Below are 20161 nucleotides of genomic sequence, written 5' to 3' on the forward strand. Positions count from 1 at the left end.
CGCTGGCGATGGTTTTTTGTGTCTTCAGGCTATCCCTGTCGTTACCGTGAAAGTCCGCGTCTCCTGAGGAGCAACCTGGATAAGCGTGCCGTTACGCTGCGCGGCGAGATGACCTTCTGGTCGGCAGGTGGCAGGTAGCGCAAACGCCGCGACCTGCTGATCGCCGTTATACAAAATCCAGCGTGTTACGTAATTCAACTCTGCGCTGGAGAAACGGGTCACATACGTCGTGCCATCCGGTGCGGTCATGCTGAACTCGGGGCGGTCCGTATAGGCATCCAGCTTATCCGCAAAGAACACGATTTCGGGATCGTAAAACGCCGGTTGATTAAGCGTCGCCAGTGACGCTTCGCCCTGCAAAATCCGTTGATTGAACGCCAGCCACTGCTCGGTAGGCTTAACATGTGCAGGCACCGACTCACGCAGTTTCAGCGCTTCATCCGGGATATTCTGACTGAACGTGGCATCTGGCACATAGGCATAGTTCATATGGCACATGTACTGTAGCGGCATCAAGACTGACGCCAGATTGGTTACTGCCATCTGAATATCAAACAAAGCGCTGGATTTTCGCAATATCACGGCTGGCTGAGCCTGGTAGTGATGGCCAAATCCCATCACGTATTCATAGCAACCCGAGATACGCAATGCATCACCATCGAGTTCCAGCCAGGCTTCGTCCATTGCGGCGCAGGCCATCTCACCATGCAGTGGATGTGTATCTTCCGCTGACGGGCAGCCGTTAGCCAGCAGGCCCGAATGGAATGCGAAACAGCCATAGGTTGCCACCACTTCCGTCGCCGGTTTAGGCTGGCTGAACATATTTCGCATAGTCAGGTCATGACCATCGAACTGCGCATCCCAAATCATCTGCCCCAGCCAGGGCAAAATCACCAGGTAACCACGGTTATTCTCTATTTTCAGCCCTTCCACGCCACTGGCGTAACGAAAAGCGGTCACGGTGAAATCGTCATTTTTTAGCAGCGTGCGCGGTTGTTCAGCAAAAAGCTCACGCCATAATGTAATACGCGTTGTCATCATCGTTCTCCTCAGGAAGCGGTTGCTTCCGCCAGGTTGTTGCGCACTTTGCTTTCACGCCAGAAGTAGATGCCGACGTAAACAAAGCAGAACATAGAAACCAGGAATGAGAGCTGAAGCGAGTGGAGCATATCTGCGACGTAGCCCTGAATCGCCGGAACGACTGCCGCGCCAACAATCGCCATGACGATCACGGCCCCCGCCATCTCGGTATGTTCGTTATCCACCGTATCCAGCGTGCCGGCATAAATCGTTGCCCAGCAGGGTCCGAAAAGAATACTAACCAGGACGGCGACATAAACGGCGCTGAAACTCGGAGCCAGCGCAACATATGCAAGGAACAGTGCACCAATGATGGAGTAGAGAATCAGAACTTTTTCCGGGTTAAATCGCGTCATCAGAATGTTGGCGACAAACTTACCGATAAAGAAGCAGGCAAAGCTGTAAACCATAAAGTTAGAAGCATCGCGCTCGTTGATATCACCCAACTCCAGCGCCAGACGGATGGTAAATGACCACACCGCCACCTGCATGCCGACGTACAGGAACTGCGCCACGATGCCGCGACGGAAGCGGGCATTACCGGCCAGGTAACGTAACGTGTCGACCGCGGATGGGCGCTTATGGTTGGCTGTTTCCGCCACTTTACAGGTTGGGAAGCGAGTGAGCAGGAACATTACCATGACCACTACCAGCACCATAATCATGTACTTATAGGGCTCAAGCGTGTTCTCGAGCATTAACACCTTAAAGTTATGGATCTGTTCGGCATTCATGCCCGCCATCTGTTTTTGCAGGCTATCGCCCTCAGAGAAGACGAGGTATTTGCCCAGCAAAATGCCTGAAGCCGCACCAATCGGGTAAAACGTCTGGCTGATGTTCAGGCGCAAGGTGGCATACGCTTTCGGGCCGATCATCGAACTGTAGGTGTTCGCGGCGGTTTCCAGGAAGCTCAGACCTATCGCGATCGCAAATATCGCCGCGAGGAACATAGTGTAAGTCGCCATATGAGATGCCGGGAAAAAGAGTGTACATCCCACGATATAGAGCGTTAGACCAATTAAAATCGCCATTTTGTAACTGGTGTTTTTAATCACCAGGGATGCCGGAATCGCAATCAAAAAATAACCACCGTAAAACGCGCTCTGCACTAACGCAGAGGCGAAATTACTGAGCGAGAACACACTTTTAAACTGCGTAATCAAAATATCATTTAATGCGGCTGCGCATCCCCACAATGGGAATAAACAGGATAACAAAATAAACTGGAACAGAGGGGTCTTATTCAGATAGCCATCAGGCATCTGAATGATGTTTTTATCGTTCATAGTGCTACCTTTTACAGTGCAGGGTAATTATTCGTTTAAGGTTAAATACTCATTAAATTGTTCAATGCTTGGGTAGGATGATTGGGTGCCTTTCCCGGTGACGCTGAAAGCGGCAAAGAGAGCGGCTTTTTTCATGGCGGCTTCAACATCGCCGCTCTGGACGTAATAGTGAGCAAAGCAGCCAATAAAGGCATCGCCCGCGCCACTGGTGTCTACAGCACTTACTTTGAAAGCGGGAACGTGAACTTCCTGGTCACGCGTCATCCACAGCGCGCCCTTTTCGCCCATCGTGACAATAATATTGTTCAGCCCTTTATCAACCAAAGAACGAGCGGCAATGCGAATATGATCATACGTATCGACAGGCAGACCGGTTAATATCTCCAGCTCAGTTTCATTTGGCACAAAGAAATCACATTTACAGGCATATGACATATCGAGTTCACGTAATGCCGGCGCCGGGTTTAATAACACTTCAATACCGTGTTTTTTACCGAATTCAATGGCGTGATAAACCGTTTCTAGCTGTACTTCCAGTTGCAGCACAATGAGCTGACATTTTTTCAAATCTTCCGCTGCGCGATCGATATCTTCCGGTGAAAGAAACTTGTTCGCCCCTTTAATTATAAGAATGCTATTACTTGAATTGGCATTCACAAAAATCGGCGCAACACCGCTGCTGGTACAAGGTACTTTTTCTACATATGTCGTATTAATGCCCCAGGACTCAAGGTTACGAATGGTGTTATCCGCAAAAATATCGTCGCCAACTTTGGTTAACATCAAAACTTTAGAATTGAGCTTGGCCGCTGCCACAGCCTGATTTGCCCCTTTACCGCCACAACCAATCTTAAAGGAAGGTGCTTCCAGTGTTTCCCCTTCTTTAGGCATCTGGTTGGTATAGGTGATGAGATCCACCATGTTAGAGCCGATAACCGCGATATCCATTTTACTACCTCTCAGAAACAATCACACAACAATGATATTAAAATAACATTATCATGTTACTTACGTATCATTTGTGACTACGATCGCGATTGCATCATCATGTTATTGATTGTTTATTGTGCTAACAAGATTGGTTAGCGTCAGAGAAAAACCATAAAAAACGCCACAACATGCTGAAACAGCGCAAGTTAAACGCAAAAATCTCGTTATTTCGCTCTTTTATTTAACCGTGACCAGACGTATAGTGAATCAACTATGTTGATGTTCCAAAACACACAAAATGTTACGTAAGGAACATGTACAACACGCTTTGCGGAGAGAGTGAATGGAAACGAAGCAAAAAGAACGCATTCGACGTTTGATGGAATTATTGAAGAAGACCGACCGAATCCATCTGAAAGACGCGGCGCGAATGCTGGAAGTTTCGGTGATGACCATTCGACGGGATCTCAGCCAGGACGATGAACCTCTCCCTCTGGCACTTCTGGGCGGCTATATCGTGATGGTGAACAAACCCGCCGCACCAGCATCCCCTTCTACTTCGGTGAAAAAAGCACACCATCGTGACGATCTTCCGGTTGCCATATTGGCCGCGGGAATGGTGAATGAAAACGATTTGGTCTTCTTTGATAATGGGCCGGAGATTCCGTTAGTGATCAGCATGATCCCGGACGATATTTCCTTCACCGGCATCTGCTACTCACACCGCGTGTTTGTGGCACTCAATGACAAACCCAACGCCACGGCGGTGCTTTGTGGCGGTACCTATCGCGCACGAAGCGATGCCTTTTACGATACGAATAACCCTTCGCCTTTAGATGCGCTCAATCCGCGTAAAGTGTTTATCTCAGCAAGCGGCGTGCATGAGCATTTTGGCGTCAGTTGGTTTAACCCCGACGATCTCGCCACTAAGCGTAAAGCGATGGAGCGTGGACAACGAAAAATTCTACTGGCTCGCCATGCCCTTTTTGATGAAGTTGCGCCTGCCAGTCTCTCTCCCTTATCCGCCTTCGATATATTGATAAGCGATCGTCCGTTACCGGCAGATTATGTTATCCACTGCCGGAACGGTTCGGTAAAAGTCATCACGCCGGATTCGGAAGACGAATAACTTACTGAAAAAACACCGCAATCTTATTAAACATCGTCGGGTCCGACTGGTTGCGCTGCACTTTCACCACGTCTTCCAGCTTGTCTATCTGGCTCATCATCTGCTCCAGCCGCTGGTCATCGTTGACCAGTAGCCAGATATGGCTTTGATCGCTGTCCTGAATCGGTAGGCAAAGGATGCCTTCGACGTTAAACGCGCGACGGGCAAACAGGCCGCAGACGTGGGTCATGACGCCGGGGTGGTTGCGAACGGTGAGTTCGAGAATGACGTTATCGTGTGCTGTGTTTTGCATGGCTTATTCCCCCACCATTTCAGTATTGGCCGCGCCCGGCGGTACCATCGGATACACTTTTTCCTGCGGGTCGATACGCACGTGGATCAGCGCCGGGCCCGGTCGATTGATAATGGCCTGCAGCGCGCCCTGTGGGTCCGTTTCGCTGTTTAAGTCGCAGGTTGCCAGGCCGAAACCGGCGGCAATTTGCATAAAGTTGATCATGCCCGGATACGTCGCCGCAAACACGCCCTGTTTGTAGAACAGGCTCTGTTGTTGATGCACCAGGCCCAGCGCTTCGTTATTCATCAGGATAATTTTCACATCCAGCTGATTTTCAGCCGCCGTCGCCATTTCCTGAATATTCATCATCAAACTGCCGTCACCCGAGAAGCACAGAACTTTGCGATCCGGGTTCGCCAGCGCCGCGCCAACCGCCGCAGGCAAGCCGAAGCCCATTGTGCCAAGGCCGCCGGAAGTCAGCCACTGACGCGGGCGATTGAGCGGATACGCCTGGGCAGTCCACATCTGGTGCTGGCCCACGTCAGTGGCGATAATCGCGTCGTCGTTCACGCAGGCGGCAACGGCGTTGATCAGGCCATAATGACTTAATGGGTCCGTTTCCTGCGGGATCGCGCACGGGAATTCCTGTTGCAGTTCAGCCACTTTTTCACGCCATGCGTTACGCGGCTGCGCGTCAATCTGCGGCAACAGTTGCGCCAGGACATCATCCACATCGGCCTGAATCGCCACGTGGGCTTGCTTGATTTTTCCCAGCTCGGCGCGGTCGATATCGACGTGAATGATCTTCGCATTCGGGCAAAATTCGGCCACTTTCCCCGTCGCCCGGTCATCAAAACGCGCGCCTAAAACAACCAGTAAATCAGACTGTTGTAAAATAAAATTGGTGCTGCGCGCGCCGTGCATCCCCAGCATACCTAACGACAGCGGATGCGCTTTAGGCAGCATGCCTAATGCCATCAAAGTCATGGTGGTCGGCAAATTCGCTTTCTCAGCCAGCTCGCGTACACGCTCCGGCGCGTTAATGACGCCGCCCCCCAGATAGAGCACCGGACGCTGCGCGGCGTTGATCATCGCGGCGGCTTCGCGCACGCTCTCGGCACTGAATTCAGGCGTTGGCGCACGGTCGCCGGGCTCCGGCAGTTCATTCAGTTCGATTTCAGCGGTCTGCACATCCTTAGGAATGTCTATCCACACCGGGCCCGGACGGCCAGACTGCGCAATGCGGAAAGCGTCCGCAATAACCTGCGGTAACTCCGTGATGTTGCGAACTAAATAGTTGTGTTTGGTGATGGGGATAGAGATGCCGTAGGTGTCGACTTCCTGAAACGCGTCGGTGCCGATTAACGAGGAGGCCACCTGCCCGGTGATGCAAACTAATGGAATCGAGTCGAGACGCGCATCGGCGATGGCGGTCACCAGGTTGGTGGCGCCGGGGCCGCTACAGGCCATGCATACCGCCGGTTTCCCCGCCGTACGCGCCATGCCCTGCGCAATAAACCCGGCACCCTGCTCGTGACGCGCCAGGATATGGCGAATTTTTTTGCTTTGGCTTAATGCATCGTACAGGGGCAATACGGTGCCGCCTGGAATGCCGGTAACCATAGTAATCCCCTGACGCTCCAGTAAATGGACAATCAGTTCTGCGCCGGTAAAGCGTCTGGTCTGTGATGTTGTGCCCGAACTTGCCATGCTCCAGTCCTTTTATTCTGAGCCGACTTTCCGGGGAGGGTCCTTAAACGAAAAACCCCGCCCGGTTTGCGCCGGCGGGGTTTTGGAATCGTGTGTTGTTCCGGACCCTACGGCGCATTGCCGACGACCACCACCACACGCACGACGACCACCGCGGCTGGTAGCGCGGTTTTTAGTAGGGTCGACGTCATCATGGAAGGAGTCATTAGGGACCTGTTTATCAATTCATCAATTGAATTTATACAAACACAGGTTGTGGGCGCTGGCAACGGAAAAAAATTCATCTGCGTGAAAATGTTTGCGCGATCACACTCCAGAGCCACGCTGAGACTGGCAAGATTAGTTGCCGTCACCGTCTATAAATCCTGCCTGGTTGCTACAAATCATTCACATATCTGATGGTTAAATTGTCATCTTGATATGGTAGATTCCACCCGCATTTAGGGTAATAAGCAGCAGCTTATTCTTATATTTTCCTTTTTTATAAAATATCAGAGAAATGAAAAGCCAAAGAAACGTCACTATCTTATTGATGCTGGTGTTGCTGGTAGCCGTCGGACAGATGGCGCAAACCATATATATTCCTGCAATTGCTGATATGGCACGCGATCTCAACGTTCGCGAGGGCGCGGTGCAAAGCGTCATGGCAGCCTATCTGCTGACCTATGGCGTTTCGCAACTTTTCTATGGCCCGCTTTCTGATCGCGTAGGTCGCCGTCCGGTGATTCTGGTTGGGATGTCGATTTTTATGCTGGCGACGATTATCGCCATGTCCACCCACGACCTGACGGTGCTGATTGCCGCCAGCGCGCTACAGGGAATGGGCACCGGCGTGGGCGGCGTAATGGCGCGTACCCTGCCACGTGACCTGTACGAGGGCAGCCAGCTTCGCCACGCTAACAGCCTGTTGAATATGGGTATTCTGGTGAGCCCACTGCTCGCGCCGCTGATTGGCGGGCTGCTTGATACCGCCTGGAGCTGGCGTGCGTGCTACGGCTTCCTGCTGACCCTGTGCGTGATTGTCACCTTCAGCATGGCGCGCTGGATGCCGGAAACGCGCCCTGTCGGAGCGCCGAAAACGCGGCTTATCAGCAACTACAAAACGCTTTTTGGCAGCAGCGCGTTCAACTGCTATCTGCTGATGCTGATTGGTGGGCTGGCAGGCATTGCGGTGTTTGAAGCCTGTTCTGGCGTGCTGATGGGCGCGGTGCTTGGCCTGAACAGTATGGTGGTAAGCATTCTGTTTATTCTGCCGATCCCGGCGGCATTCTTTGGCGCCTGGTTTGCCGGACGTCCGAATAAGCGTTTCCCAACGCTGATGTGGCAGTCGGTGATGAGCTGCCTGGTTGCCGGGCTGATGATGTGGATACCGGGCCTGTTCGGCGTGATGACCGTCTGGACGCTGCTGGTGCCCGCCGCTCTCTTCTTCTTCGGCGCGGGGATGCTCTTTCCGTTGGCAACCAGCGGTGCGATGGAACCCTTCCCGTTCCTCGCCGGTACCGCTGGCGCGCTGGTCGGCGGCTTGCAAAATATTGGTTCCGGCGTGCTGGCGTGGCTTTCAGCCATGATGCCGCAAACCGGCCAGGCCAGCCTTGGCCTGCTGATGACGCTGATGGGCCTGCTGATTTTCCTGTGCTGGCTGCCGTTGGCTTCGCGTTTTCATCATCATCAGCAGCCGGTGTAAGCCACCTGCTCCTGCAACCAGCCAATAAACGCCTCGATTTTCGGCCACTGACGGCCAGGCAGCGTGGTGACGTAATAGTGCTGATGACATTTCAGCGCCATATCGCCGAAGGGAGCCACCAGCTCCCCGCTGTCGAGGCGTTTTTGCACTAAACGCTTCCGCCCCATCGCCACACCGATATGATTCATCGCGGCAATCACCGCTAAATCTGAACGATCGAAACCAATCCCCGACGATGTCGGCAGATTCACCGCAAAATGTTGCGCCCAACTGTGCCATTCATCGGTGCCCGAGTCGTTGCTCCACGCCTGCCTGTCGTGCAGCAATGTACAGTGCGGAAGATTTACCAGCCGTCCATTCAGATCATAACGCCGCGCATAGTCGGGGCTGCACACCGGCAAAATTTCTTCATCCATCAAAAAATGGTGTGTTAGCTGTGCCGATGGCGCATCGTCGAAGTAAATCGCCAGGTCGATGCCCGCCCGCTGTAAATTAACGTTGTCATTTCCGGTTAGCATAGTCAGTGAAATCGATGGATAGCGACGGGTGAAATCACCCAACGCGGGTACCAGCCAGCACTGTGCAATGGACGGCCGCGAATAAACCGTGAGCGTGCCGGAAAGCTCCTGGTTTTTGATGTCCAGAATTTCCTTCCAGCGACGATTTCAGTGCCCAGAACACCCGCTTCCCTTCGTGCGTCAGTTCAACTTTACGGTGCGATCGGACAAACAGCTGGATACCCAACTCCTCTTCCAACTGATTAATGCGATGGCTGACGGCGCTGGGGCTCAGCGAGAGTTCATCCGCCGCCAACGCAAAGGACTGATGCCTCGCCGCCACTTCAAAGGTGTAGAGCTTCGATAACTGCCAGCCATTCAGCAGCCGATTTCGCACGTCGCGCAGGGGATCCATAACCGCCTCATCAACCCAAATAGTACTTATCAGTGTAAAAAAACATGCTGCAAAAATCAGCGCAAGGATGAATTAGAGTGAATCATCTCGCAATTTACCTTCGTTATTCGACGTAAATCACCATTTTGATTCAATCTGGCTCATGTGAAAGGACAAATACATCGTTTGTCAGGCTATGCCCGTTTTTTGTCCAATAGGGGGAGGTTAATCACAGGGCAAGGTGAGATATGCACTCTCAAATATGGGTTGTAAGCACGCTGTTGATAAGCATCGTGTTGATCGTTTTGACCATCGTGAAGTTTAAATTCCACCCGTTTCTGGCGCTGTTATTAGCCAGCTTTTTCGTGGGCGCGATGATGGGCATGGGCCCGCTGGAAATGGTGAACGCCGTGGAAAGCGGAATTGGCGGCACGCTGGGCTTCCTGGCCGCCGTTATTGGCCTTGGCACCATTCTGGGCAAAATGATGGAAGTCTCCGGCGCGGCGGAGCGGATTGGGCTGACGCTTCAGCGCTGCCGCTGGCTCTCTGCCGACGTCATTATGGTGCTGGTGGGGCTGATTTGTGGAATTACGCTGTTTGTGGAAGTGGGCGTCGTGCTCTTGATCCCACTGGCGTTTTCCATCGCAAAAAAAACCAATACGTCATTGTTAAAGCTGGCGATTCCGCTGTGTACCGCATTAATGGCCGTTCACTGCGTTGTACCACCGCACCCGGCTGCGCTGTTTGTCGCCAATAAACTGGGGGCAGATTTAGGTTCAGTTATCGTTTACGGCCTACTGGTTGGGCTGATGGCCTCACTTATCGGCGGCCCGCTGTACCTGAAATTCCTCGGCAATCGTCTGCCCTTTAAGGCCGTACCGGCCGAGTTTTCAGACCTTGAAGTACGCGATGAAAAAACGCTGCCGTCACTTGGCGCAACACTGTTTACCGTTCTGCTGCCAATTGGCCTGATGCTGGTGAAAACCGTCGCTGAATTGAACATGGAAAAAGGCACCACGGTCTATACGCTGCTGGAATTTATCGGCAACCCGATTACCGCCATGTTTATCGCCGTATTCGTGGCCTATTACATCCTTGGTCTGCGTCAGCATATTGGCATGAGCACGCTACTGACCCACACAGAGAACGGGTTCGGCTCCATCGCCAACATTCTGCTGATTATCGGTGCAGGCGGTGCATTCAACGCAATTCTGAAAGGCAGCGGCCTGGCAGATACGCTGGCGCTTATCCTCTCCGACATGCATATGCACCCGATTCTGCTGGCGTGGCTGGTGGCGCTGATTCTGCATGCGGCAGTCGGTTCCGCCACGGTAGCGATGATGGGCGCAACAGCGATTGTCTCCCCAATGCTGCCGCTTTATCCGAACGTGAGCCCGGAGATCATCGCCATTGCTATTGGTTCAGGCGCAATTGGTTGCACGATCGTCACCGACTCCCTCTTCTGGCTGGTGAAACAGTATTGCGGCGCAACCCTGAACGAGACGTTTAAATACTATACAACGGCGACATTTATTGCCTCCGTCGTTGCACTGGCATGCACATTCCTGCTTTCCTTTATCATCTAAGCGCAAAGAGACGTACTATGGAAAACATTCAAAAACTCATCGCTCAATATCCTTTAGTGGACGACCTGGTCGCGCTCAAAGAGACCACCTGGTTTAACCCCGGCACCACTTCTCTTGCGGAAGGTTTACCCTATGTTGGCCTGACGGAACAAGACGTTAAGGCCGCGCACGACCGTCTGACGCGTTTCGCACCGTACCTGGCAAAAGCGTTTCCGGAAACCGCCGCAACCGGCGGGATAATTGAATCTGACGTGGTGGCGATCCCTGCGATGCAAAAGCGCCTGGAACAACAGTTCAGTCAGAAAGTGGGCGGTGAAATTCTGCTCAAGAAAGACAATCATCTGCCCATTTCCGGCTCGATTAAAGCCCGTGGCGGCATCTATGAAGTGCTGACCCACGCCGAGAAACTGGCGCTGAAAGCGGGCCTGCTGAATACCGAAGATGACTACAGCGTGCTGCTTTCCCCTGAATTTAAAAAGTTTTTCAGCCAGTACAGCATCGCGGTGGGCTCCACAGGCAATCTCGGTTTGTCGATTGGCATCATGAGCGCTTGTATCGGGTTTAAGGTTACCGTACATATGTCCGCTGACGCCCGCGCCTGGAAAAAAGCGAAGCTGCGCAGCCACGGCGTGACGGTGGTCGAGTATGAAGAAGATTACGGCGTGGCGGTCGAACAGGGGCGCAAAGCGGCGGAGTCAGACCCGAACTGCTTCTTTATCGACGATGAAAACTCCCGCACCTTATTCCTTGGCTATGCCGTCGCCGGGCAGCGCCTGAAAGCGCAGTTTGCCCAGCAGGGACGCGTGGTCGATGCCGATCATCCGCTGTTTGTTTATCTGCCGTGCGGCGTGGGCGGCGGCCCTGGCGGCGTGGCCTTTGGCCTGAAGCTGGCTTTTGGCGATAACGTTCACTGCTTCTTTGCAGAGCCAACTCACTCGCCGTGCATGCTGCTGGGCGTGTACACCGGCCTGCACGATGCGCTTTCCGTTCAGGACATCGGCATTGATAACCTGACAGCGGCGGATGGGCTGGCAGTGGGGCGCGCATCCGGTTTTGTGGGCCGCGCAATGGAACGTCTGCTCGACGGGCTTTATACGCTCGACGATCAGACGATGTACGACATGTTGGGCTGGCTGGCGCAGGAGGAAAATATCCGCCTTGAGCCTTCAGCGCTGGCGGGTATGGCTGGGCCGCAGCGCGTTTGCGCGTCCAGCGCGTATCAGCAGATGCACGGTTTCAGCGCCGAACAGCTTAACCACGCCACCCACCTGGTGTGGGCGACGGGCGGCGGCATGGTGCCGGAAGAAGAGATGGCGCAGTATCTGGCGAAAGGCCGTTAAACCCTAGCTTCGCTGAAGCATCACCATCAGCTCAACGGGCGAGCGGTGGTGCTTCAGCAGATCGCGCATAATTTTCATGTGTGGCGCCGTATCGGTGAAGAACTGGCGATAGCCTTCGCATAACGCGCTTTTGCCTGCATTCAGGCGGTGTTTTGGGCAATCACCCTGACACAAGCGTATCACAGGGCATTGTCGGCAAGCATCCGTAAGCGCACGCTGTTTGTTTGCGCCAAAAGCCGCGACCTCCGGTTGTACATTAAGCACCTTAAGCGGTTGCTCGTGAATATTGCCCAGCCGATACGCCGGATAAACGTAGTGATCGCACTGATAAAGATCGCCATTAGACTCCAGCGCAAAGGCGTGACCACAGCGCTCACTTTGGGCACACATCTGCGCGGGATAGCCAGACCAGACGCCCAGCGTAGAATCAAAGAGTTGTACGTAAACGCGGCCAATATCTTCTCTTACCCAGACGGAAAAGACGCGCGTCAGAAACTCGCCCCAACGCTGCCCGGTCAGCGATTCTGCCGTTAAATTACCGTTTTCATCCCGCTCAACCAGAGGGATGAACTGGATAAACGGTGTACCGAGTTTACGTAAGTAACGATAAAGCGCCTGCGGATGCTGGCTGTTGAGACTGTTGACGACCACCAGCAGGTTGAACTCAACACGATGGGCGGTCAAAAGATGGATAGCTTCAACAACTTTATGATGGGTAGGCTTGCCGCTAGTGCTTACACGTAATGCATCATGCAACGGCGCGGGGCCATCGATAGAGACGCCCACCAGCCAGTTATGTTCGTGGAAAAACCGGCACCATGCCTCGTTAAGGAGAATCCCGTTGGTCTGGAAGGCATTGGCAATGCGTTTGCCATTTGCGTAGCGCCGCTGAAGCGCAACAACACGTTTAAAATAATCCAACCCGCAGAGCGTAGGCTCGCCACCCTGCCAGGCAAACAGCACCTCATCGCCCGGCTGCGCATCAATATGTTGACGAATAAACGCTTCAAGCGTGTCGTCATCCATTACGCTCTGTTGTGGTTTTTCAATATAGAAGCAGTATCTGCAGCGCAGATTACAGCGAGAACTGGCCGGTTTGACCATGACCTGGCAGCCTGTCATAGATAATCCTTTATCAATAACCCCACCTGACGCAGATGCGTTACCGCAAACAGCAACGCCAGTGAGAGAACCGCAAGCGCGATAAAAAACTTATCGCGCACCACGCGGGGTTGCGCAAAATCATTTTGCGTAACGTCCATTAAAATGCGATTTCGAGTATATCGCCAAAGCACCGGTGCGGCTATTGCCAGTACCGCAATTGAGATCCAGAACAAAATCCCGGCCTGATGCCAGTTATGTTTAATCGCCAGCAGCATCAGCGCTGCGTAACCAAGTAGGGTACGAAACCAGGCGAGCGAGGTACGTTCAGGCTGCAGACCTGGATCACTCTCCCTGCGCGCTTTACGGTTAGCCGGCATAAAGCACAAGGCCCATCACAATGGCGGCAACAACCATTAAAATCACACTAATAATCAGTAAGCTATGAGTGTAAGGCAGGTCCTCCTTCAGCCGCATCGCTTTTTCATTACGCAGCCAGCGCAGATAACCGTAAATCGCCAGCCCGCCCGCGAACAGGCACAGTAATAACGCCAGAAGTTCACGAATGACCGGCGTTGCGAAGTCAGGCGCCAGTTGATCAAGACCGACGCCTGCCGCCAGAAAGCCCAGCGATGTACGGATCCACGCCAGAAACGTGCGTTCATTCGCCAGCGAGAAACGGTAATCCGGGGCTTCTCCGAGGCGGGAAATTTTCATAAACAATCCTCCAGGTCGTTGTTCCGAGTGTAACCGACCGGAAGGAGAAAACTATTAAAGAACACACGAAGATGAAAAACCGGCACCCTCAGATGCCGGCTCAGTCTTTTAATTCAATTCCGGCCAATACTCCCTATTCGCCTCAACCAAATCATCGAGAATCGCTTTCGCCACTGATGCGCTCGGCACGGTTTTCGACAGCGTAATCGCCTGCCACAATTTCTGGTATGAGCGCTCTTCCCAGGCATCCACGACCAGTTTTTCAACCATCACCTGCTGGCCCATCATCCCTTTCTGGAAGTGCGGGATTTCGCCAACGGTCAGCGGCTCTGGCCCGTTGTGGCCCACCAGGCACGGAATTTCGACCATCGCGTCAGCGTCAAAGTTAGAAATAGCGCCATTGTTCGGCACAATTAACAGCATGCGCTCCTGGGTGTTGAAGGCAATCGCCGCCGCCAGATCGACGATGTAAGACGCGTGTTCATCGATTTCCAGCTCGCCCGCAGAGGAGTTACCCGCTTCAATAATTGCCCGGCAGGCGCTGAAGACGTGTTTCTCGCGGTGGTCCATCACTTCGTTGGCGCGCGTGCGTTCCGGGTTGGAGTGGGCCACCACGTAGTCCGGGAACAGGTAATATTTCAGGTAAGTATTGGGCAGGGTTTGCGGGTCGAGGGCCTGCACATCTTTCGCCTTGGCAAAGGTATCGTTCCAGCTAGCTTCCGTATGCGGATCGTTAGAGGGCGGAACATAGCCGTGTTTTGCCACATATTCACGTAATTTCGGCATCAAATCGTTGCCTTGCAGATCCTCAATGGAGGTCCACCAGCCGAAGTGGTTCAGGCCGTAGTAACGCACGCGCATCTGTTTGCGATCTTGCAGGCCCACGATTTGCGCCATGCGCCCTTCAATACCGATCGGCATATCACAAATATTGAGAATTTTGGCGTTAGGACGCAGACGACGGGTCGCTTCCGCCACAATTGCCGCCGGATTGGAATAGTTCAGCATCCAGGCGTTCGGCGAATATTTTTCCATGTAATCCACCAGCTCCAGCACACCGCCGATAGAGCGCATACCGTAGGCAATCCCACCAGGCCCGCAGGTTTCCTGGCCGAGCACGCCGTGGCGAAGCGGGATTTTTTCATCTTTTTCACGCATCGGATATTTGCCAACGCGGATGTGCGCCATCACAAAATCGACATCGGTAAAAGCCGTTTCCGGATCGGTGGTGTAGCTGAACTCGATATCCGGTGCCTGCTCTTTGAGGACGATTTTACAGGCCTCGGCGATCACTTCCTGACGGGCCCCGTCGTTGTCGTAAAATTTCAGTGAACGCAGAGGGAAACGATCCTGGTTTGCCAGCAACATCAGGACGATACCGGGAGTAAATGTGCTGCCGCCGCCTGCGATAACAACTGAGAATTTTTTCATGATACTGCCTCCGTCATGGTGGATTGTTCGGTCGGGAAAGATTCTTTCATTAGGGTTTCAAGCTGGTCGCGAACCTGGGGGACATGCAGGCCGACAATCACCTGAATTCCGTTGCCACGGCGCACGACGCCGTGTGCGCCCAGCGCTTTAAAGACCTCGTCACTTTGCGTATGCGCCATGTCTTTCAGGGCAATGCGCAGTCGGGTGGCGCAGTTATTGATACTTTCGATATTTGCCGCGCCGCCCAACGCTTGCAGGAATCCGGCGGCCTGGCCCAGTTTGGTGTCCGGTGCACCTGCGGCGCTGGTTTTGCCGCGTGCGGCCTGGTAATCGGCTTTGCTGTAGAGCTTGATTTCGCTTTCTTCGCGGCCCGGCGTTTTCAGGTTGAAGCGCAGAATCAGGGTGCGGAAGATGACGAAGTAGAGCGCGGTAAAGCACACGCCAACGCTAATCTGGATAAACATCATCGACGCATGGTTGTGGAACATCGGTATCCAGTTTTGCGGCAGGAACTGATCCAAAAGGCCACCGCCGAAGTTGCCGACGACACCGCACATATACATCACCGTCGCCATCGTCGCGGCCAGCACGGCGTGTACGGCGAACAGAAGAGGCGAGATAAACAGGAAAGTGAACTCCAGCGGTTCGGTGATGCCAACCAGCATCGCCGTCAGCGTGGCGGGAATCAGCAAACCAGCGACTTTGACGCGGTTTTCCGGCGCGGCGGTGAAGTAGAGCGCCAGCGCAATGCCAACGGAGCCAAAGACCTTCGAGTTGCCGTGCAGGGCGAAACCGCCTTCCGGGAACAGTGCTTTCAGCGGTTCGGTGCTCTGGCTGAATTCCTGTAAATGCTGCGCCCAGTAAACCTGAATGCCGCTTTCAACCACCGCCGGGCCAAAGATGAACGGGCCATAGACGAAGTGGTGTAAACCGGTCGGAATCAAAATACGTTCAAGGAAGATATAAACCCATACCCCCAGCGCCCCGGCAGAGCGTAAAAATGCCTGCAGTGATTCAATGCCTAATTGCACTTTGGGCCAGCCAAGCAGGGTTAACCAGGCGCAGGGGATCATCGCCAGGAAAGCGACAATCACCACAAACGATGTTCCCTGGAAAATACCGAGAAATACCGGCAGAGGTTTATCAAAATAGCGGTTATGCAGCGCAGTAACGATACCGGAAATAACGATCGCGCCAATAATACTGGTGTCGAGCGTTTTTATTCCGGCGATCATCGTCAGGCCACTACCGGCGGTAGGATCGACGGAAAAATCGACGCCAAAAAAGTGGCCCCAGGTCATTCCCATCGCGTTAATAAAGTAGTTCCAGGTGAGGAAACTCACCAGCACTGCCAGACAGGCTCGGCCCTGCGCCTGCTTTGCCAGGCCAATCGGTAAGCCAACGGCGAAAATAAGCGGCATGTTGCGAAATACGGTCCAGCCGCCTTCTTCAATAATATGAACAATCTGAGCAAATAAATTATCGTGAGCCGTGAGCGCTTCGCCGACAAACATCGGGTTACGCAACATAATGGCGATACCCACCACGATCCCGGCAAAAGGAAACAGCAATACCGGGGTAAACATGGCGCCGCCAAAGCGTTGTATTTGACTGAGCATTTGGTAATCCTCATTTAACAACTTGTAGGGTGAGTGGCTTTATTTATCTTCTCTATCAGCCTGCTTCGAGAATAGGAATTTGCCGGGCAGACAACATGCCGTGCCGGTTCGATTCGTGATCCCTTTCATGGTTTTAATTGCGCCGATGTTGTCTACTTTTTCATAGAAAAATAGACAACATGAATTTGCGCGAAATGATTCACCGAGAGAACACAGTTTATCTTAATGATATATATGAATTAATAATTAGAAACAGAGGCTCGATTCTTACCGCTTACCCTAAAACAGAGGTCTACTGGTGATCTACAAATCTATCGCTGACAAACTGCGTTTACGGCTCAACTCCTCCGATTACAGCGTGGGAAGCCCGCTTCCGGCCGAGAAAATTCTCGCCCAGGAATTTGGCGTGGCACGCATGACCATTCGCAAAGCGGTGGATATGCTGATTGCATGGGGGCTGGTTATCCGCCGCCACGGCAGCGGGACCTACGTGGCGCGCAAAGATGTGCATCATGAGACCACCAACCTCACCGGGCTGGCAGAAGTGCTGCGCCAGCAGGGGAAAGAGGTGGTGAGCAAGGTCCTGGTGTTTGAAGTGATGCCTGCACCGCCTGCCATCGCCAGTCAACTGCGTATCCAGATTAATGAGCGGATTTACTTCTCGCGCCGCGTGCGGTATGTCGACGGTAAACCGCTGATGCTGGAAGACAGCTACATGCCGGTGAAACTGTTTCGTACGCTCTCGCTGGGGCATCTGGAAGGGTCAAAGTTTGATTACATTGAGAAGGAGTGCGGAATTACCATCAGCGGTAATTATGAAAGCCTGACGCCCGTGCTGGCAGACAGGCAATTGGCGCAGTCGATGAACGTGCCGGAACAGACGCCGCTGCTGCGTATTACCTCTCTTTCCTACAGCGACAGCGGCGAGTTTCTCAATTATTCGGTGATGTTCCGTAATGCCAGTGAATATCAGGTGGACTACCATTTGCGGCGCGTCCAGACCGATAATAGCCCGTTAACCCATTCCCCAGAATAGCACCGCCAGTAGCTGCGGAGTGATGATGCGCAGGAACATCACCAGTGGATACACGGTGGCGTAAGAGAGCGCAGCCGCGCCGCTAGTGGCGTGCAGGTTGTTGGCGAAGGCCAGCGCGGGTGGGTCGGTCATCGAGCCAGCCAGCATGCCGCACAACGTCAGGTAGTTCATGCGCGCAAAGATACGCGCCAGAATACCCACGGTAATAAGCGGTATCGCGGTAATGAAAATGCCGTAGCCAATCCAGCTCAGACCGTCGCCGTGTACCAGCGTCTCAACAAAATCGCCGCCCGATTTCAGGCCAACCACCGATAAAAACAGCACAATACCCAGCTCACGTAGCGCCAGGTTGGCGCTCGGCGGCATAAACCAGTACAGCTTCCCGATGCTACCGATACGCCCGAGGATCAGCGCCATAATCAGCGGCCCACCGGCGAGGCCCAGTTTTAACGCCACCGGGAAACCGGGGATAAACAGCGGCACAGAACCCAACAGTACGCCAAGCCCAATACCAATAAAGACCGGTAGCATCTGAACCTGTTGCAGTTTTTGCTGCGCGTTGCCCAGTTCAGCCGCCACGGCATCGATTGCCGCCGGACGCCCCACCAGATTGAGGATGTCACCAAATTGCAGTGTCGCGTGGCTGCTGGCGACCAGTTCTACGCCCGCACGATTGAGACGAGAGATAACCACGTCATAGCGCTGTTTGTAGTGCAAATCGCGGATTCGCTTGCCGAGCACCTTCTCGTTGGTGACCACGATGCGCTCGACTTTCATGTCGGTACCGCGCGTGGAGAGCGACGTTTCAACCTCTTTCCCGATCACCAGTTGGGCATCGTGCAGGTCAGATCGACGCCCCACCAGATGCAATAAATCACCCTGCTCAATGAGCGTGGCGGGCGATGGCACCATCAGGACATCGCCGCGTTTCAGGCGCGAGCAGATAATTTTGTCGCTGTTCAGAATGGGGACATCCTGAATCGCCATGCTATGCAGGTTTGGGTTTTCGACGCAAATGTTGATGGTTTGCAGATTTTCGTGATTGTTACCGGCTTGTTTATCAAAACGTCGGGCTTCTTTCTCGACATTAATGCGAAAGAACAGGCGCAGCAGCCACATGGTGAGGAGGATACCGCAGATGCCGAAAGGATAAGCCATCGCGTAGCTCATACCCATTTGATCGACCACATCAAACGGCACGCCAAGATCGCGCAGAATTTGTTGACCCGCGCCCAGGGCTGGCGTGTTGGTGACTGCGCCGGAGAATATCCCTAATACAACAGGCAGCGGGATATCGAAGATTTTATGCAGCAGCGTGGTGACGACGCCGCCCAGCAGCACAATCAAAATGGCGAAGAGGTTAAGCCGAAGCCCGGAGACGCGTAATGAGGCGAAGAATCCCGGCCCCACCTGAATCCCGATGGTGTAGACGAAGAGAATCAGGCCGAATTCCTGAATAAAATGGAGCATCGGGCCGCTAAGCTCGACGCCTGCCATCTCGACAAAGTGTCCTACGATTATCCCGCCAAACAGCACGCCACCAATACCGAGGCCAATGCCGCGGATCTTGACGTTGCCTATCCAGAGGCCGACGACGGCTACCAGAGCAAGCACACTGACGGTCATTGCTATATCACTCATACTATTTTCCCTGTGAATAACATTACCTGTAGTGTGGATTCTCGCAGAAATGCGGTGGGTTGTATGGGGATTTGCGCACAATTACTTTGGATTTTTAGCAGGCACAAAAAAGCCCCGTCTTAAGACGAGGCTTTAGATTGCTGACAAAGTGCGCGTTGTTGTTGCCGGATGCGGCGTAAACGCCTTATTCGGCCTACAAAATCATGCAAATTCAATACATTGCTAGCTGTTCAACGCCGGACGCTCGCTGATGGCGATACGCTGCGGGGCAATCTCTTCCGGCACGTTGCGGGTTAAATCGATATGCAACAAGCCGTTCGTGAAGGTTGCGCCTGACACTTCCATATTTTCAGCCAGTGTGAAGCTCAGGCTGAACGCCTGGGTGACCAAACCCTGATGTAACCATTTAGTCTCTTTTTCCTGCGGCTGCGGCGTGCCTTTCACGGTCAGGCGCGTGCCTTCCAGTTGAATATCCAGATCTTCCTGACGGAAACCAGCCAGCGCGAGGGTAATGCGATAGTGGTTATCGTCGCTTTTCTCGATGTTATAGGGCGGGAAGCTCTGGCTTTCACCGACGTTTTGCAACGCGTTCGCCATTTTGTCAAAACCGATCCATTGACGCAGCAGTGGGGATAAATCGTAGTTACGCATAATACATTCTCCTTCTAAGAAGCGAGTGAAGTCCTGCGAATCATGACGATTCGCA

The 20161-nt window shown here is 53.3% G+C and carries 18 protein-coding genes and 1 pseudogene; 5 read left to right on the forward strand and 14 right to left on the reverse strand.

What is annotated here, in order from left to right; all coding sequences use genetic code 11:
* Positions 1 to 24: 24 nt before the first annotated feature.
* From F0Q32_RS15365 to rbsK, 3 genes are read right to left on the reverse strand one after another with little or no spacing between them, the layout of a single operon-like run.
* Positions 25 to 1038, reverse strand: coding sequence for an aldose 1-epimerase family protein (locus tag F0Q32_RS15365; RefSeq protein WP_149463759.1), 1014 nt, complete (start codon positions 1036 to 1038; stop codon positions 25 to 27).
* Positions 1039 to 1049: 11 nt separating this feature from the next.
* Positions 1050 to 2366, reverse strand: coding sequence for an L-fucose:H+ symporter permease (gene fucP / locus F0Q32_RS15370; RefSeq protein ID WP_149463760.1), 1317 nt, complete (start codon positions 2364 to 2366; stop codon positions 1050 to 1052).
* 27 nt (positions 2367 to 2393) lie between these two features.
* Positions 2394 to 3314, reverse strand: a complete 921-nt coding sequence (rbsK, locus tag F0Q32_RS15375) for a ribokinase (RefSeq protein WP_149463761.1) — start codon at positions 3312 to 3314, stop codon at positions 2394 to 2396.
* Positions 3315 to 3639: 325 nt separating this feature from the next.
* Here rbsK and F0Q32_RS15380 point away from each other — a divergent pair, with 325 nt between their 5' ends.
* On the forward strand, positions 3640 to 4425 hold the full coding sequence (locus F0Q32_RS15380) for a DeoR family transcriptional regulator (RefSeq protein WP_149463762.1): 786 nt from the start codon (positions 3640 to 3642) through the stop codon (positions 4423 to 4425).
* A 1-nt stretch (position 4426) separates the two neighbouring features.
* On the opposite strand, the gene ilvN is transcribed toward F0Q32_RS15380, so the two are convergent.
* The 3 genes from ilvN to ivbL form a co-directional block, all read right to left on the reverse strand.
* Positions 4427 to 4717 (reverse strand): acetolactate synthase small subunit, encoded by a 291-nt coding sequence (gene ilvN, locus F0Q32_RS15385; RefSeq protein WP_015343952.1) that lies wholly within the window; start codon positions 4715 to 4717, stop codon positions 4427 to 4429.
* 3 nt (positions 4718 to 4720) lie between these two features.
* Positions 4721 to 6409, reverse strand: a complete 1689-nt coding sequence (ilvB, locus tag F0Q32_RS15390) for an acetolactate synthase large subunit (RefSeq protein ID WP_149463763.1) — start codon at positions 6407 to 6409, stop codon at positions 4721 to 4723.
* 107 nt (positions 6410 to 6516) lie between these two features.
* Positions 6517 to 6615, reverse strand: coding sequence for an ilvB operon leader peptide IvbL (gene ivbL / locus F0Q32_RS15395; RefSeq protein WP_072277096.1), 99 nt, complete (start codon positions 6613 to 6615; stop codon positions 6517 to 6519).
* Positions 6616 to 6908: 293 nt separating this feature from the next.
* Between ivbL and emrD the strand changes: the two genes are divergently transcribed.
* Positions 6909 to 8093, forward strand: coding sequence for a multidrug efflux MFS transporter EmrD (gene emrD / locus F0Q32_RS15400; protein WP_149463764.1), 1185 nt, complete (start codon positions 6909 to 6911; stop codon positions 8091 to 8093).
* On the opposite strand, the pseudogene dsdC reads toward emrD, so the two are convergent.
* Positions 8078 to 9005, reverse strand: a pseudogene (gene dsdC / locus F0Q32_RS15405) (DNA-binding transcriptional regulator DsdC). The gene emrD and the pseudogene dsdC overlap by 16 nt on opposite strands.
* Positions 9006 to 9232: 227 nt before the next feature.
* On the opposite strand from dsdC, the gene dsdX reads away from it, so the two are divergent.
* Positions 9233 to 10570, forward strand: a complete 1338-nt coding sequence (dsdX, locus tag F0Q32_RS15410) for a D-serine transporter DsdX (protein ID WP_149463765.1) — start codon at positions 9233 to 9235, stop codon at positions 10568 to 10570.
* Positions 10571 to 10587: 17 nt separating this feature from the next.
* Positions 10588 to 11910, forward strand: a complete 1323-nt coding sequence (dsdA, locus tag F0Q32_RS15415; protein WP_149463766.1) for a D-serine ammonia-lyase — start codon at positions 10588 to 10590, stop codon at positions 11908 to 11910.
* A gap of 3 nt (positions 11911 to 11913) precedes the next feature.
* On the opposite strand, the gene F0Q32_RS15420 is transcribed toward dsdA, so the two are convergent.
* The 5 genes from F0Q32_RS15420 to F0Q32_RS15440 all read right to left on the reverse strand — a co-directional run bounded on the left by F0Q32_RS15420 (position 11914) and on the right by F0Q32_RS15440 (position 16778).
* Positions 11914 to 13032, reverse strand: a complete 1119-nt coding sequence (locus F0Q32_RS15420) for an anaerobic sulfatase maturase (protein WP_188016871.1) — start codon at positions 13030 to 13032, stop codon at positions 11914 to 11916.
* Entirely contained in the window at positions 13029 to 13391 is a 363-nt protein-coding gene (locus tag F0Q32_RS15425) for a DUF202 domain-containing protein (RefSeq protein ID WP_149463767.1), read from the reverse strand. The genes F0Q32_RS15420 and F0Q32_RS15425 overlap by 4 nt, the downstream gene beginning before the upstream one ends.
* Entirely contained in the window at positions 13381 to 13728 is a 348-nt protein-coding gene (locus F0Q32_RS15430) for a YidH family protein (protein WP_015343946.1), read from the reverse strand. The genes F0Q32_RS15425 and F0Q32_RS15430 overlap by 11 nt, the downstream gene beginning before the upstream one ends.
* A gap of 108 nt (positions 13729 to 13836) precedes the next feature.
* Complete coding sequence (locus F0Q32_RS15435; RefSeq protein WP_149463768.1) at positions 13837 to 15159, reverse strand: 6-phospho-alpha-glucosidase; 1323 nt, start codon at positions 15157 to 15159, stop codon at positions 13837 to 13839.
* Positions 15156 to 16778, reverse strand: a complete 1623-nt coding sequence (locus tag F0Q32_RS15440; protein ID WP_149463769.1) for an alpha-glucoside-specific PTS transporter subunit IIBC — start codon at positions 16776 to 16778, stop codon at positions 15156 to 15158. Before F0Q32_RS15440 ends, F0Q32_RS15435 begins: the two co-directional genes overlap by 4 nt.
* A gap of 298 nt (positions 16779 to 17076) precedes the next feature.
* Here F0Q32_RS15440 and F0Q32_RS15445 point away from each other — a divergent pair, with 298 nt between their 5' ends.
* Positions 17077 to 17814, forward strand: coding sequence for a GntR family transcriptional regulator (locus F0Q32_RS15445; protein ID WP_149463770.1), 738 nt, complete (start codon positions 17077 to 17079; stop codon positions 17812 to 17814).
* On the opposite strand, the gene F0Q32_RS15450 is transcribed toward F0Q32_RS15445, so the two are convergent.
* Both F0Q32_RS15450 and ibpB read right to left on the reverse strand, forming a co-directional pair.
* Positions 17794 to 19455 carry a putative transporter gene (locus tag F0Q32_RS15450; protein ID WP_149463771.1) on the reverse strand — a complete coding sequence of 554 codons (1662 nt, stop codon included), beginning with the start codon at positions 19453 to 19455 and terminating at the stop codon, positions 17794 to 17796. The two genes, F0Q32_RS15445 and F0Q32_RS15450, sit on opposite strands and share 21 nt — an antisense overlap.
* A 222-nt stretch (positions 19456 to 19677) precedes the next feature.
* Positions 19678 to 20106, reverse strand: coding sequence for a small heat shock chaperone IbpB (gene ibpB, locus F0Q32_RS15455; RefSeq protein ID WP_149463772.1), 429 nt, complete (start codon positions 20104 to 20106; stop codon positions 19678 to 19680).
* Between the last annotated feature and the right edge of the window lie 55 nt (positions 20107 to 20161).

Origin of the sequence: Pseudocitrobacter sp. 73 (genome assembly GCF_008369545.1) — a bacterium.
Classification (GTDB): domain Bacteria; phylum Pseudomonadota; class Gammaproteobacteria; order Enterobacterales; family Enterobacteriaceae; genus Pseudocitrobacter; species Pseudocitrobacter vendiensis.

Coding starts and splice junctions, on each gene's coding strand:
- ilvN (WP_015343952.1), bottom strand. CDS start 4,717: ATGCAAAACACAGCACACGATAACGTCATTCTCGAACTCACCGTTCGC.
- ilvB (WP_149463763.1), bottom strand. CDS start 6,409: ATGGCAAGTTCGGGCACAACATCACAGACCAGACGCTTTACCGGCGCA.
- F0Q32_RS15365 (WP_149463759.1), bottom strand. CDS start 1,038: ATGACAACGCGTATTACATTATGGCGTGAGCTTTTTGCTGAACAACCG.
- ibpB (WP_149463772.1), bottom strand. CDS start 20,106: ATGCGTAACTACGATTTATCCCCACTGCTGCGTCAATGGATCGGTTTT.
- emrD (WP_149463764.1), top strand. CDS start 6,909: ATGAAAAGCCAAAGAAACGTCACTATCTTATTGATGCTGGTGTTGCTG.
- rbsK (WP_149463761.1), bottom strand. CDS start 3,314: ATGGATATCGCGGTTATCGGCTCTAACATGGTGGATCTCATCACCTAT.
- F0Q32_RS15435 (WP_149463768.1), bottom strand. CDS start 15,159: ATGAAAAAATTCTCAGTTGTTATCGCAGGCGGCGGCAGCACATTTACT.
- F0Q32_RS15420 (WP_188016871.1), bottom strand. CDS start 13,032: ATGACAGGCTGCCAGGTCATGGTCAAACCGGCCAGTTCTCGCTGTAAT.
- F0Q32_RS15425 (WP_149463767.1), bottom strand. CDS start 13,391: ATGCCGGCTAACCGTAAAGCGCGCAGGGAGAGTGATCCAGGTCTGCAG.
- ivbL (WP_072277096.1), bottom strand. CDS start 6,615: ATGACTCCTTCCATGATGACGTCGACCCTACTAAAAACCGCGCTACCA.
- dsdX (WP_149463765.1), top strand. CDS start 9,233: ATGCACTCTCAAATATGGGTTGTAAGCACGCTGTTGATAAGCATCGTG.
- F0Q32_RS15380 (WP_149463762.1), top strand. CDS start 3,640: ATGGAAACGAAGCAAAAAGAACGCATTCGACGTTTGATGGAATTATTG.
- F0Q32_RS15440 (WP_149463769.1), bottom strand. CDS start 16,778: ATGCTCAGTCAAATACAACGCTTTGGCGGCGCCATGTTTACCCCGGTA.
- fucP (WP_149463760.1), bottom strand. CDS start 2,366: ATGAACGATAAAAACATCATTCAGATGCCTGATGGCTATCTGAATAAG.
- F0Q32_RS15450 (WP_149463771.1), bottom strand. CDS start 19,455: ATGAGTGATATAGCAATGACCGTCAGTGTGCTTGCTCTGGTAGCCGTC.
- F0Q32_RS15430 (WP_015343946.1), bottom strand. CDS start 13,728: ATGAAAATTTCCCGCCTCGGAGAAGCCCCGGATTACCGTTTCTCGCTG.
- dsdA (WP_149463766.1), top strand. CDS start 10,588: ATGGAAAACATTCAAAAACTCATCGCTCAATATCCTTTAGTGGACGAC.